Here is a 14,721-nt window from a genome sequence, read left to right on the forward strand (position 1 = left end):
AAGATGCTATTATCCATAGTGATCCCATGCTACAGATCTGCCCATACTATCAGTAAGGTGGTAGAGATGAGCATGGAAGTGATCGATAAAATAGAAGGGCTGGACTGTGAATTCGTGCTGGTCAATGACTGCTCCCCGGATAACACTTATGAGGCTATCCAGGCACTGGCAGAGAAATATCCCAATGTGAAGGGAATCGACCTGGCGAAGAATTTCGGACAGCACAATGCTATCATGGCGGGAATGCATCAGGCCCAGGGAGATTATATCATGGGAATGGACGATGACATGCAGACCCACCCGTCCCAGATCCCTGCCTTTATTGAGAAAATGAACGAAGGCTATGATGTGGTTTTCGGTATCTATAAGAAGAGAAAATTTGGTTTTCTGAAAAATCTCACAAGCAAGATCGCATCCTTTATCGTGTGGCATATGGTGGAGCGTCCCAAGGGACTGGAAGCCAGCAATTTCTGGTGCTGCAGGAAGTATGTGAGGGATGAGATCGTACAGTATACAGGATATAATCTGTATCTGCAGATTTTGTTTTATCGGACTACACGACATATCGCGAATATTGAGATCGAGCATTTCTCCAGGGAAGAGGGAAGCTCCAATTATAATTTCAAAAAAGCATTCCGGCTGTTTATGTCCTTTATGAATTATACAGTGATCCCTCTTCGGATCGCGGAGGTGATGGGCACACTGTTTTCCATTGCAGGATTTATCGGCGCCATTGCAGTCTTTATACAGAAAATGATCCGGCCGGATATGGCTGTGGGATGGAGTTCCCTGATGTGTGCCATGCTCCTGTTCTTCGGAATTACTTTCCTGATTCTGGGAGTGCTGGGGGAATATGTGGGCAAGCTGATCCTGAACCAGAATAAGACTCCGCAGTTCGTGATCAGGGAAACTGTAAACATAGATAAGAAAGCAAAGGAACAAAAAGAGAATGATTGATTTTAACAGACCTGCGTTCGTAGGTTCAGAACTGGAGTATATTCAGGATGCCATTCACAGAGGAATGCTCTGTGGGGATGGCATTTATACAAAGAAGTGCTCACAGTGGATGGAGAAGGAATTTGACGTCAGCCGGGTTATGCTGACCACATCCTGCACCCATGCGCTGGAGATGGCAGCCTTTCTCTGTGATATTCAGCCGGGTGACGAGGTGATCATGCCCTCCTATACCTTTGTGTCTACTGCAGACGCTTTTGTACTGAGGGGAGCGAAGATCGTATTCGTGGATATCCGCCCGGATACCATGAATCTGGATGAGAAGCTGATCGAACAGGCCATCACGCCGAAGACGAAGGTGATCGTGCCTGTCCACTATGCAGGAGTGGCCTGTGAGATGGATACGATCATGGATATTGCACACAGACACGGCCTGAAAGTTGTGGAAGATGCAGCCCAGGGCGTGGATGCCTGTTATAAAGGCAAAGCACTGGGAACCATCGGAGATTTCGGATGCTACAGCTTCCATGAGACCAAAAATTTCACCATGGGAGAAGGGGGTGCCCTTCTTTTCCAGAAGGAAGAATATCTGGAGAAGGCCGAGATCCTGAGAGAAAAGGGAACAGACAGAAGTAAATTTTTCCGGGGCCAGGTGGACAAATACCGCTGGATGGATTACGGTTCTTCTTATCTTCCCAGCGAGCTGAATGCGGCATATTTGTATGCACAGCTTGAGGCGAAGGATAAGATTCAGAAGAAGCGTATGGAGATTTATGAGTATTATCATCGCAACCTGGCAGATCTGGCAGCAGAGGGCAAGGTAGAACAGCCTTATGTCCCACAGGAGTGTGAACATAATGCGCATATGTATTATCTTAAGGTAAAAGATATGAAAGTCCGTACCAGACTTCTGGCATACCTGCGGGAAAACGGAATCTGCAGTGTGTTCCATTATGTACCTCTTCATTCTGCGCCTGCAGGACAGAAGTTCGGCAGATTTGCAGGGGAAGATGTATACACTACGAAAGAGAGCGAGCGCCTTCTGCGACTTCCTATGTTCTATAACCTGGACATGGAAGATGTAAAAAGGATCGTAGATGTGATTCATAAATTTCAGGAATTCTGATTGATCCTGATGAAAGCAACTTATAATCAGCTCATAATTGAAACAGGAAACTTCCGGACTGCAGTGATCTGCACAGCTTCCGGTAAAAATATATCAAAAGAAAAGAGGAAACGAAAATGGGAAAAATAAAAGTTACAGAATGTGGCGGAATTAAAGGATTAAAAGTAGTAGAGCCAACAGTCTTCGGAGATGCAAGAGGCTACTTTATGGAAACTTATAACTACAATGATTTCAAAGAAGCAGGAATTGATGTGGAATTCGTACAGGATAATCAGTCCAGCTCCCATAAAGGGGTTCTCCGTGGACTTCATTTCCAGATCAATTATCCGCAGGATAAACTGGTACGTGTAGTAAACGGTGAGGTATTTGACGTTGCAGTGGACCTTCGTGAAGGATCTGAGACTTACGGCAAATGGTTCGGAGTTGTTCTCTCCGCAGAGAACAAGAAACAGTTCTTTATTCCTAAGGGATTCGCACATGGATTCCTGGTACTTTCCGAACATGCGGAATTCGTTTACAAATGCTCTGATTTCTATCACCCGAACGATGAGGGCGGACTGATCTGGAATGACCCGGATATCGGAGTAGAATGGCCGATCCCGGAGGGAATGGAATTAAGCTTCTCAGATAAAGATACCAAATGGGGAAGCTTCAAGGATTACCGCAAATAGGAGAACGAGAGATTGAAGACGATTTTTTCTTTACCCATGGACATTTACAAAAACAGACGGCTTGTGGCGAAGCTGGCGAAAAATGACTTCAAAACAAGATATGCAGGTTCGTATCTGGGAATCGTATGGGCATTTATCCAGCCTGTTATCACCATTCTGGTATACTGGTTTGTTTTCTCAGTAGGATTCCGTTCAGGAACCGGTGATCTGGGAGTGCCTTTTGTCCTGTATCTGGTGGCAGGTATTGTACCCTGGTTCTTTTTCCAGGATGCCCTGATCGGCGGAACCAATTCCATGCTGGAATATAATTATCTGGTAAAAAAGGTAGTATTCAACATCAGCGTGCTTCCGGTGGTCAAGATCATCTCTGCCATGTTTGTACATGTATTTTTCGTGCTGTTTACCATTATTCTGTATGCAGCGTATGGAAGAATGCCTGATATTTACTATCTGCAGCTGATCTATTACACAGGATGCGTGTTTATTCTGGTGCTGGGCTTATCCTACGCCACTAGTGCCATTGTAATCTTTTTCAGGGACCTGACACAGATCATCAATATTATACTTCAGGTAGGAGTGTGGCTTACACCGATCATGTGGATTGTGGAAACTTCTCCTCTTCAGGGACATCCGGTGATCATGAAGATCCTGAAACTGAATCCGATGTACTATATTGTTTCCGGATACAGAGATACGTTTCTTATGAAAACCTGGTTCTTCCAGCATGCGGGATGGACTGCTTATTTCTGGGTATTCACCATCCTGTGCTTCCTGTTTGGCAGCTGGGTATTTAAACGTCTGCGCATCCATTTTGCGGATGTATTATAATACGGGTTACGTGTGAACGATAACTGATGAGGAACCACCTGGCTCCTGATATTATAGAAATGTAGTGGAAAGGAAAGAACGTGGAAAACAAGAAAGTAATTCAGGTGAAAAATCTCACCAAAATGTATAAATTATATGATAAGCCTTCAGATCGTCTCAAAGAAGCTCTGGGGCTTACCAAAAAGAAACTTTATAAAGAGCATTATGCACTGCGTGATGTAAACTTCGATATTCAGGAAGGGGAATGCGTGGGTATTATCGGAACCAATGGTTCCGGTAAATCCACGATCCTGAAGATCATCACCGGTGTTCTGACTCCTACCCAGGGAGAAGTGAAGGTAGACGGACGTATCTCTGCCCTGCTGGAGCTGGGAGCCGGATTTAATATGGAATATTCCGGCCTGGAGAATGTATACCTGAATGGTACCATGATCGGATTTTCCAAAGAGGAGATCGATGCCAGACTGGACGATATCCTGGAATTCGCAGACATTGGAGATTTTATCCACCAGCCTGTTAAGACATATTCCAGCGGTATGTTCGTGCGTCTGGCTTTTGCTGTCGCTATCAATATTGATCCGGAGATCCTGGTGGTAGATGAGGCACTGTCTGTAGGAGACGTATTCTTCCAGGCCAAGTGCTACCATAAATTCGAAGAATTTAAGAAGCAGGGAAAGACCATCCTGTTCGTAAGCCATGATCTCAGCAGTGTATCCAAGTACTGCGACAGAGTTATCCTGCTGAACAAAGGTGTGAAGCTGGATGAAGGTTCTCCGAAACAGATGGTAGACCTGTACAAACAGCTTCTGGTAGGACAGGATCCTGTGAAACAGCAGGAGGCAGATAAAGAGAAAAAGGCAGCAGTACAGTCCGAAGGCACAGGCAATTTCCAGGCCAACCCCAACATGCTGGAGTATGGAAACCGCATGGCTGAGATCATTCATTTCGAAGTCCTTGATGACAGGGGAATGCTTTCCAATACCATCGAAAAAGGAACGGAGTTTAAGATCCGCATGAAGGTTCATTTCAATGAGGATATCCAGGAGCCGATCATGGCGTATACCTTTAAGAATATTAAAGGAACGGAGATCACAGGAACCAACACCATGTTTGAGAAGGCACAGGTTGCCAGATCAGGTGCCGGTGATGAATGTACAGTCACTTTCACTCAGAACATGGACCTCCAGGGAGGGGAATATCTGCTGTCCTTTGGCTGTACCGGTTACAAGGACGGGGATTTCACTGTGTTCCACAGACTTTATGATGCCTGCAATATTACAGTAGTATCCAGTAAGAATACAGTAGGCTTTTATGATATGAATTCCAGAATAGAAATTCAGTGTGAGGAATAAATATGGGAGAAAAAATAGGAAAAGTATTCCTGGATGATACCTTATATCCGGGACAGGATTTATACAGCGACGGTGTCATCGAGGATGAGCTGCTGGAGATCGCCAGGGATTATCACCCGGAGGAATTTAACCGCGTGATCCGGGAGAGGGAAAGCTGGCCCATTCTCTATCATTTTTCCCATATCAGGGAAAACATCTTAAGCTGGCTTCCTTTTACAGGGGAAGAAAAGGTGCTGGAGATCGGTTCCGGCTGTGGCGCTGTTACAGGTGCACTCTGCAGGAAGGCGAAAGAAGTGACCTGTATTGAACTTTCCATGAAACGAAGCAGGATCAACGCCTACAGGCACAGAGATCAGGATAACCTGAAGATCCTTGTGGGAAATTTCCAGGAGATCGAAAAAAACCTTACTGAGAAATATGATTATATTACACTGATCGGTGTATTTGAATACGGGGAGGCCTATATTCAGAGCCAGGATCCGTATGTGGATTTCCTGAAGATCATTTCCAGACATCTGAAACCCGATGGAAAGATCGTGCTTGCCATTGAGAACCGCCTGGGACTGAAATACTGGGCAGGATGTACGGAAGATCATTTCGGAACCTTATTCGAAGGGCTGGAAGGATATCCCAGAACCAGCGGTGTAAAGACTTTTACACAGAAGGAATTCAGGGGAATCTTACAGAAAGCAGGGGATTTAAAAGCTGCCTGGTATTATCCATTCCCGGATTACAAGTTCCCAATGACTATCTATTCCGATGAGCATCTGCCTGCCAGAGGTGAGCTGAACCGTACGGAATACAATTTCGACAGATTCCGTCTGCAGCTGTTTCAGGAGTCACCGGTATATGACACTTTGCTGGAAAATGATCTCTATCCGCAGTTCGCCAATTCTTTCTTACTTCTGATCGGGAAAGAACAGCCGGAACTGAAGACTGTTTATGCGAAATTCTCCAATGAGAGAGACCGCAGATTTGCCATCTGCACAGAGATCACCAGGGATGAACAGGGCAGTCTGGGAGTAAAGAAACTTCCGGAAACAAAGGAAGCCACAGAACATATCCGCAGACTTTCCAGAATTTGTACAGAGCTGAAGAAATTATATCAGAGTGCGGGAATCCAGGTAAATGAATGCAGAGACAACAGCAATACGGATGACAGTAAATGTGCGGCAGAGCTTGAATTCCTTAATGGGATCACCCTGGAAGATAAACTGGATACTCTTCTGAAAGAAGGCAGAACCGATGCAGTGGAGGAATTACTGTTTACCTATATTGAGAAAGTAAAACAGATCCATGAGAAAGAAAGTTTCCAGAAAACACCGGAATTTATCCAGGTATTCGGAGATGTGGATCTGAAAGAAGGACTGAAATGTGCCCCTGTTTCCAATATTGATTTCCTTCCTGCCAATATTATTCTGGAGGAAGAGAAGACCACAGTAATCGATTATGAGTGGACGTTCTTTTTCCCGATACCTTCCCAGTTTCTGGTTTACCGTCTCATCCACTATTATCTGGAGAGCGATGGTAAACGTGAGAGCCTGAAAGACCTGGATTTCTATGGAAAAGCAGGGCTCACAGAGAAAGACTGCAGGGTATACGGGGAAATGGAAAAGAATTTCCAGCGCTATATACTGGGAAGCCACACAGCCATGCTCAGCCTCTATGACAGAATTTCCCCGGGCAAAGCAGACGCAGTGCAGTTTTATGAGGAAAAGAAGCTGGAAGCATTACAGAATCTGCAGATCTTCTGGGATGCAGGAAAGGATTTCTGTGAGGCGGATTCCGGGAAATATCCTGTGAGAAACCACAGGGTACAGGTGGAATTAAAGCTTCCTGCCAATACTGCGAAACTTCGTCTGGATCCCGGTGAACTGCGAAGCGGTGTGAAGATCCATAAACTTCTCTGGGATAATAAAGTTCCGGCAGCATTTGCTACAGAAGGGTTCCGCCTGGAGGAAGACACACTTTACTTCGGCGGGGAAGATCCCCAGATCATTATCACAGAGATTCCGGAAGGGACCTCTTCCCTGATGATCGATCTGGAATTCCTGGATGAGAAGAAAACAGGACAGAAATTCTGGAATGCCTACCGCGAGCAGGAAAGACAAAAAGGGCAGCTGATGGAAGAACTGAAGAGAAAAGAGAAGCTGGTCCGTACCGTAGAAAGCAGCAAAATGTGGAAAGCCTACAGACATGTAAAGAAGATCTGAGAGATATAAATGTAAAAGGTACGAACGTACAGGAGTATAAGAAGGGTGTAACTATGGCGAAAATACTTTGGAGTGTGGATGAAAAGAAATATAACGATAAAAATGCACATACTCTGATCCTTACAGGCTGGGCTGCAAGCACAGAGAAGAAACCATGCAGCTTTATCCTGCAGGGGAATGGAAATGTAAATGAAAATATTTCCATTCCTGAGCCTTTCCGTTTCGACAGAGCAGACGTGGCCGGAAATTTCCCGGAACTTGCAGGGATCACAGATGCAGGCTTCACTGTGGAGATCCCCCAGGTGCTGGATCTGGCAGGAGAATACGGAAATCTGGAGTTTTTTGTAACAGACGGAGAAGAACAGGAGAAGATCTGGGGGGCATCTGCGGAAGAAATAAGAAATTTCTGCGCAGACTGCCTGATGGAATACCGGATCGACCGGGAACAGATCCTGGGCAAATCTACACTGATGGTGGATGGCTGGGTGCTGGATCAGAGAGGTACAGATGAGGTACTGGTAGAGGATAAGAATGGTATCCCTGTGAAATGTACCATTACCAGAGGCCGCAGGCCGGACGTGGAAGAAGAACGTAAGATCCAGGCAGAAGGAAACCGTGAGATCGGTTTTTCCATTTCCGTGGATCTGCAGGAAACAGGGAACCGTGACCTGTACATCCGTTTCCAGGGACCGGAGACACAGAAGACGTATGTGGTGGATGTCCGCAGGCTGAAAGCTGAGAAATCTGTGTTACGCCAGAGAATGAATCTGCTGGCCTGGGAGAATAAAGATAAGAATCTGGAATATATCAGGGAAAAAGGCCTGGGAGAGTTTGTCCGTTATGTGGGAACCTATCAGCCGGAAGGTGTTTCCCAGGACTATGAAGAATGGCTGAAGGATCATGCAGCAGGAAAGAAAGAACTGAAAAGACAGAAAGCGGCAGTATTTTCCAGCAGTCCTCTCATCAGTATCGTGATCCCTCTGTATAACACGCCACTGGAATATCTGAAAGAAGTGATCGATTCTGTGATCGCCCAGACTTACAGTAACTGGCAGCTCTGTCTGGCAGACGGCAGTGAGGGCGATGAGATCAGGGAACTCCTGAGAAAGAAATATAAAAAGGAAATCCGAATTTCTTATAAAAAACTCACGGAAAACAAAGGGATTTCAGAGAATACCAATGCAGCCATCAAGCAGGCGATGGGGGATTATATCATGCTCTGCGACCACGATGATGTGGTGGCACCGGATGCTTTGTTTCATATTGTGAAGGCCATCACCGAGCAGAAAGCAGATGTGATCTACACAGATGAAGATAAAGTCAGCATGGACGGAAAGCATTATTTCGAACCTAATTTCAAACCGGATTTCAATCTGTTCAGATTAAGGGAGAACAATTACATCTGCCATATCTTCGTAGTGAAAAGGGAAATCCTGGAGCAGACAGGAACCTTCCGCTCAGAGTATGACGGAGCCCAGGACTTTGACCTGATCCTGCGTTGCTGTGAGAAGGCAGAATGCATCGTTCATGTGCCGAGAGTTCTTTATCACTGGAGAAGCCATATGAATTCCACAGCTGCCAACCCGGAGAGCAAGCGCTATGCATTTGAGGCAGGGAAAAGAGCAGTGGAAGCCCATTATGAAAGAATGGGAATCCCAGCTGAAGTGGAACTGACAGACCGTCCCGGATGGTACAGAAGTCACGTGAAGATAGAGGGAGAGCCTATGATCTCCATCATTATTCCCAATAAAGACCATATGGAAGACCTGGAACTGTGTGTTTCTTCCATCGAAGAAAGATCCACCTGGAAGAATTATGAAATCCTGGTTGTGGAGAATAACAGCGAAAAGAAAGAAACATTTGGATATTATGAGGAACTTCAGAACCGTTATGACAACGTAAGAGTCCTTACCTGGAAAAAAGAATTCAACTATTCTTCCATCAATAATTTCGCAGTAAAAGAGGCAAGAGGCCAATACCTTCTGTTTCTGAACAATGACGTGGAGGTCATCACCCACTCCTGGATGGAGGAAATGCTTCAGATCTGTCAGCAGGAAGGTGTGGGAGCTGTAGGAGCCAAGCTTTATTATCCGGATGACACCATCCAGCATGCAGGTGTGGTCATGGGCCTTGGCGGGATCGCAGGGCATATCATGTGCAAGGCACCGCGGGAAGAGATCGGTTATATGGGGCGTATGGTATGCGTCCAGGAGATCAGTGCAGTCACTGCGGCATGCATGATGGTAAAGACTTCTGTATTTAAGAAAGCAGGGGGCTTTGATGAAGAGCTGAGAGTAGCGTTCAATGATATCGACCTCTGCATGCAGATCAGGCATATAGGAGAGAAGATCGTCTTTACGCCATATGCAGAACTGTATCATTATGAGTCCAAATCCAGAGGACTGGAAGATACACCGGAGAAGCAGCTTCGTTTCTCGAAAGAAGTGAAGTGCTTCCGCAGAAAATGGGACAGAGAGCTGCTGAAGGGAGATCCTTATTACAGCCCGAACCTGTCACTGAAAGAAGGAGACTGCTCCTTGCGAAAAGAAGAAAGAAATGGGGAGTATCATGCCTAAGGAAATATTTGAAGTAACAAGAGAAAGATTTCATCTGTTAGACCGGAATCAGTATATCGTACAGGGAACCTGGCCGAAAGAAGCGAAGATGGAAGCCTGCCTGGATGACCGGAAGCTGAAGACCACAGTGAAAAAGGTGGAGATGGTCAGTGCACTGGAGCGTTTTAAGGATCCTGATCTTATGCGCGGCGAACAGATCACTGCCGTACTGGAAATGCCGGACAGCCTGAAAGAGTTTAAGAAACTGGTGATCTATGCGGACCAGCCGGATAAAAGAACTGTATGGTTTTCCATTTCCGCCAGTGAGCTGGAGAAGAAAAGAGACAAACCCCAGGTGTATTTCGAGGAGGAAAAAGTTCAGCAGGGAATGGTCCGTTTAAGAGGCTGGGCCATTGCTCCGACTTCTGTGGAGATCCGTATCTTCGATGAGAATAAGAAACCTCTGGCAGCAGAGATCCAGAGAACAGACCGTGTGGATGTAGACCAGCTTTATGAAGAGCTGGAAAACCCTGAGAAAACCGGTTTCTTTACAGAGGTGACCAATGTCTCCGGCAAATGTCTGTATGTGGTTTTCAAAGCAGGAGATAAAAAGACAATAAAGATCGTTCCCCTCAGAAAGATCGAAGTCCTTGCGAAAAAAGTAGATAAATATGCGAAAAAAGGAATCCGCTACTGGAAATCCCAGGGCGGTGCTGCATTGGCAGGAAAGATCATCTCCAAGGTAAAGACTGCCTCTACCAGAGAGATTCCTTATCAGAAGTGGATTACCCGCCATCTTCCGGGAAAAGCAGAGCTGGAGAAACAGAGAAGGACGAAACTGAAATACAGTCCGAAGATCTCCATCGTGGTACCTCTTTATAAAACTCCGGAGAAATATCTCAGAAGACTGGTGGAATCGGTACAGGAACAGACCTACTCCAACTGGGAACTGTGTCTGTCTGACGGAAGCGGCGCAGATTCTCCTGTTGCAGGAATCCTGAAACAGCTGGCTGCCTCAGACAAAAGGATCAAAGTGATCCCTCATGACAGTGCCCTTCAGATCTCAGAGAATACAAACAGCGCCATCGAAGCTGCCACTGGTGATTTTATTGCTTTCGCAGATCATGATGACGAGCTTACTCCTCATGCATTGTTTGAATGTGTGAAGGCACTGAACGATCATTCGGGGACACTGGTGGTTTATTCAGATGAAGACAAGATGTCCATGGACGGACATAAATTCTTCCAGCCGCATTTCAAGCCGGACTATAACCCGGATCTTCTTTGCACAGTAAACTATATCTGTCATTTATTTGTAGTGTCACGTAAGGTCATTGACCAGGTGGGAATGCTGCGTAAAGAATTTGACGGAGCCCAGGATTATGATTTCATTTTCCGTTGTGTGGAAGCTGTGAAGGATGAGGAAATCTATCATGTGCCGAAGATCTTGTATCACTGGCGCTGCCACGAAGATTCCACTGCCGAGAACCCGGAGAGCAAGACGTATGCATTTGAGGCAGGAAGAAGAGCAGTGCAGGAGCACTATAACAGAACCGGCATTCAGGCGAAGGTTCTGGACGGAGAATTCCTGGGACTGTACAGAACAGAATTTATCCGTGATCATAATCCGCTGATCTCCATTATCATTCCCAATAAAGATCATATTGACGATCTGAAACGCTGCATGGACTCCATAGACCAGAAGTCCACGTATCAGAATTATGAATATGTGATCGTGGAGAATAACAGTACAGATCCTGCAACTTTTGAATATTATAAAAAGCTGGAAGCAGAGAATGAGAAAGTTCATGTGGTTTACTGGGATGGAGTATTTAACTATTCTGCCATCAATAATTACGGAGCTTCTTTTGCCAGAGGTGAATATTTCCTGCTCCTGAATAATGATACGGAGATCATCAACCCCAACTGTCTGGAGGAACTGCTGGGATACTGCATGCGAAGTGATGTAGGTGCAGTTGGCGCCAGATTATATTACGAAGACGATACTATCCAGCATGCCGGTGTAGTAATCGGCTTCGGCGGAATTGCCGGACACTGTTTCGTACTTCAGCCCAGAGGAACCACAGGCTACTGCCACAGGATCATCTGTGCCCAGGATTACAGCGCAGTCACTGCAGCCTGCATGATGGTGAAACGTACTGCTTTCGAAGAAGTGGGCGGACTTTCCGAGGAACTGCAGGTAGCCTTTAATGACATTGATTTCTGCATGAAATTAAGAAAAGCAGGATATCTGATCGTATACAATCCATATGCGGAACTGTATCATTACGAATCCAAATCCAGAGGTCTGGAAGATACGCCGGAAAAGGTGGCAAGGTTTAACCGTGAGATATCTGTCTTCGAGAAAAGATGGCCGGATATCCTCAGAAACGGTGATCCTTATTACAATCCGAACCTTACATTGAAGAGCCAGGACTTCTCCCTGAAGCGGATTTAGGAGGACGTGCATGAAAAAGGGTATGAAATTAAATAAAGAATCTCAAACAAGGCTGCTGCTTCTGGCAGCTTTGTTTGTCAGCTGCCTTTTTATTTTTCGAAGTTATCTGTTCGGGGATTCGGTGCTGGTGTTTGATGATGTAGGGGGAGATACCTGGCAGCAGTATACCATGCATTATGCTTCTATTGTGAACCATCTGCGGGCGGGGAATTTTTCCCTGTGGGATTTCACCAATGGAATGGGAACCAATATGTTTTCCCTGAGTCTTTTTGACCCGTCCCTGATCCTTCTGTACCTCATCGGCGTGGTGCTGGGACCGGCACATATGCTGTTCTATCTGGTCTGGCTGCAGGTTCTGAAAGTTCTGGCAGCAGGCTGGGTGTTTTATCTGTTCCTGTCTGAGTTTACATACAGCAGACAGGCGAAATTCCTGGCTGCTTTTGCCTATGGCATGAACGGATATCTGATGGTATGGGGACAGCATTACCAGTTTGGAATGGTAACCATCTATCTGCCGCTGATCCTTCTGTTCGAAGAGAAGTTCCTGAGAGGGGAAAAGGGAAAAGGATTTTTCCCTGTAGCTGTATTTTTAAGCGGGATCTACAGTGTGTATTTCTCCTATATGAGCCTGATCGCAGCAGGATTTTACCTGCTGTTTCGGATCGCCATGGAGGAAAAGTTAAGCTGGAAACAGCGTATGGGTAAATTTTTCGGCGGCTGTGGACAGATGCTTCTGGGGATCGGCATGAGTCTGGCTGCGTTTCTGCCTACAGCAGCGACACTGATGAATTCTTCCAGGATCACTTCCGGAGAAAACGGGATCGGTGCCCTGTTGAAGGCATGTTTTTCCCGCTACAGTATCGCTTATTATAAATGTCTGCTGATCCGTCCTTTCTCCACTAATCTGGAAAACCTTCAGACACTTGGAGACGGGAAATATGAGGGACTGGTGAATTATTACGAGGATCCGGTGTTGTTTTGCTCTACCCTGGCTGTGCTGGCGGCAGTGCAGTTCGTCTTTGTATTATGGAGAAGCCAGGAGAAAAAGCGTGTGAAGATTTCTCTTTATGCAGCCTGTGCCCTGACAGTGCTTCTGGTGCTTCTGCCGCTGGGAGGGACTGCGTTTAATGCCTTTACAGATCCTACCAACCGTTACACTTATATCCTGATGGTGCTGCTATTGCTGGTGACTGCCTGGATGTGGGATTATCTCAGGGCAGGAGGCAGGATCAGTATTCTAGCGCTGGCTGTTACAGCGGTTCTGATGATGAGGGCTTATATGACAGGATATGAGCAGAGCATTTTTAAAGAATACAGGATCAACGCGCTGATCCTGGCAGTCACCGGCTGTGTGATGTTACTCTGCATCCTCTGCCTGGGATTTGTGAAAAATCAGTCCCCGCGCAGTCTTAAAGTGAGAAAGGTGGCAACAGGGTTTCTGGCAGCAGCGCTTCTGGTGAATGTGATATCTGAAGGCGGGATCACCTATGTAGATCGTGTGGTTTTGAAAAAGACAGACGCACCTGCAGATCAGATTCCGGAGCAGATGGAGGTTTATGCAGCGGCTGCCCAGGCAGAAGATTCTGAGGAAAAGAGCAGAGCTGTTTTTTATAAGCCGCAGACCTATTTCACAGAGCTGTACAGACAGGATCTTCAGGATGCACTGAATTATCTGAAAGAGACAGATCCGGAATTTTACAGAGTGGAGAAAGATTATTCTTCTGCAACCTATACCATGGATTCCCTGGCACAGGGATACAGAGGAATCAGCACGTATAATTCCGTATTGAACGGGAATCTGAAAGAATTCGTAGATGTATGTTATCCGGAACTTTATTATATGGATCAGAACCGTTATGCGTTCTGGCCCAATGCAGAGGATAACTTCCTGGCGGCATTTACCGGTGTCCGCTACCTGCTTTCCAAGAGCGGGGATCTGGACAGCAGTAAATATGAGCTGATGCAGCAGTTTGGAGGGATTTACCTGTACAGGAATGTGCAGGAGGCGGCCACTGCCAGATTTTATGTAAATACCATTTCTGAGGATTCACTGAAAGAACTCTGTAATGAAGAAAACAGGGAAACACTTCTGGAGAATTCCCTGGCTCTGGAGGATGGCAGGGAGATAGAAGATCTGTCAGATCTGGAGGAAATTTCAGATGCACAGAAGAAGTCCTCCGTGGTGCTGAATGCACCGGAGAAAGATTCCTGCATTACAGGAACGGTATCTGCCCGGGCAGATGGCTATGTACTGTGCATGATCCCTTATGAAAACGGATGGACTGTTTCCGTGGACGGAGAAGAAGTGGAAACAGAGAAGGGGGATCTGGGATTTCTGGCATTCCCTGTTAAAGAGGGAGAACATCAGCTGACTATTACCTTCCATGCACCAGGCCTGAAAGCCGGTGCCGGAGCGAGCATTGTGTGCTGGATCATTTATTTCGGCATGCTTGGATATGGACGCAGAAGAAAGAGAAAGGCAGCGGTAAGCTGAGAGAGAAATTTATAGAGAATGGAATATAAAAACAGCCCGGAATGCAGGGGACGAGTTCAGAGATGCTCCC

Annotated in this window: 9 protein-coding genes; all 9 read left to right on the plus strand. The window is 46.1% G+C overall.

Annotated features, from left to right (window positions below):
* Positions 1–3: 3 nt before the first annotated feature.
* The 9 genes from R8695_RS02290 to R8695_RS02330 all read left to right on the plus strand — a co-directional run bounded on the left by R8695_RS02290 (position 4) and on the right by R8695_RS02330 (position 14,651).
* Positions 4–957 (plus strand): glycosyltransferase family 2 protein, encoded by a 954-nt coding sequence (locus R8695_RS02290; protein ID WP_154780404.1) that lies wholly within the window; start codon positions 4–6, stop codon positions 955–957.
* Positions 950–2,080 (plus strand): dTDP-4-amino-4,6-dideoxygalactose transaminase, encoded by a 1,131-nt coding sequence (rffA, locus tag R8695_RS02295; protein ID WP_118510527.1) that lies wholly within the window; start codon positions 950–952, stop codon positions 2,078–2,080. The genes R8695_RS02290 and rffA overlap by 8 nt, the downstream gene beginning before the upstream one ends.
* Before the next feature lie 116 nt (positions 2,081–2,196).
* Positions 2,197–2,751, plus strand: a complete 555-nt coding sequence (rfbC, locus tag R8695_RS02300) for a dTDP-4-dehydrorhamnose 3,5-epimerase (protein ID WP_118510525.1) — start codon at positions 2,197–2,199, stop codon at positions 2,749–2,751.
* Between the two features lie 12 nt (positions 2,752–2,763).
* The gene (locus R8695_RS02305; RefSeq protein WP_118510523.1) at positions 2,764–3,579 is read left to right on the plus strand and encodes an ABC transporter permease; all 816 of its coding nucleotides are present in this window, start codon (positions 2,764–2,766) and stop codon (positions 3,577–3,579) included.
* Between the two features lie 80 nt (positions 3,580–3,659).
* Positions 3,660–4,931, plus strand: coding sequence for an ABC transporter ATP-binding protein (locus tag R8695_RS02310; protein WP_330585149.1), 1,272 nt, complete (start codon positions 3,660–3,662; stop codon positions 4,929–4,931).
* Positions 4,932–4,933: 2 nt separating this feature from the next.
* Positions 4,934–7,144, plus strand: a complete 2,211-nt coding sequence (locus R8695_RS02315; protein ID WP_154780403.1) for a class I SAM-dependent methyltransferase — start codon at positions 4,934–4,936, stop codon at positions 7,142–7,144.
* Between the two features lie 53 nt (positions 7,145–7,197).
* Positions 7,198–9,720: a glycosyltransferase family 2 protein gene (locus R8695_RS02320; RefSeq protein WP_205730801.1), complete on the plus strand. Its 2,523-nt coding sequence runs from the start codon at positions 7,198–7,200 to the stop codon at positions 9,718–9,720.
* Complete coding sequence (locus R8695_RS02325; protein WP_154780402.1) at positions 9,713–12,157, plus strand: glycosyltransferase family 2 protein; 2,445 nt, start codon at positions 9,713–9,715, stop codon at positions 12,155–12,157. Before R8695_RS02320 ends, R8695_RS02325 begins: the two co-directional genes overlap by 8 nt.
* 10 nt (positions 12,158–12,167) lie before the next feature.
* Entirely contained in the window at positions 12,168–14,651 is a 2,484-nt protein-coding gene (locus R8695_RS02330; RefSeq protein ID WP_154780401.1) for a YfhO family protein, read from the plus strand.
* Positions 14,652–14,721 lie beyond the last annotated feature (70 nt).

The organism is Blautia luti (assembly GCF_033096465.1).
Classification (GTDB): domain Bacteria; phylum Bacillota; class Clostridia; order Lachnospirales; family Lachnospiraceae; genus Blautia_A; species Blautia_A luti.

What these genes read in the sequence shown, in the direction of transcription:
- R8695_RS02290 (WP_154780404.1), top strand. Translation starts at nt 4, where the DNA reads ATGCTATTATCCATAGTGATCCCATGCTACAGATCTGCCCATACTATC.
- rffA (WP_118510527.1), top strand. Translation starts at nt 950, where the DNA reads ATGATTGATTTTAACAGACCTGCGTTCGTAGGTTCAGAACTGGAGTAT.
- rfbC (WP_118510525.1), top strand. Translation starts at nt 2,197, where the DNA reads ATGGGAAAAATAAAAGTTACAGAATGTGGCGGAATTAAAGGATTAAAA.
- R8695_RS02315 (WP_154780403.1), top strand. Translation starts at nt 4,934, where the DNA reads ATGGGAGAAAAAATAGGAAAAGTATTCCTGGATGATACCTTATATCCG.
- R8695_RS02320 (WP_205730801.1), top strand. Translation starts at nt 7,198, where the DNA reads ATGGCGAAAATACTTTGGAGTGTGGATGAAAAGAAATATAACGATAAA.
- R8695_RS02325 (WP_154780402.1), top strand. Translation starts at nt 9,713, where the DNA reads ATGCCTAAGGAAATATTTGAAGTAACAAGAGAAAGATTTCATCTGTTA.
- R8695_RS02330 (WP_154780401.1), top strand. Translation starts at nt 12,168, where the DNA reads ATGAAAAAGGGTATGAAATTAAATAAAGAATCTCAAACAAGGCTGCTG.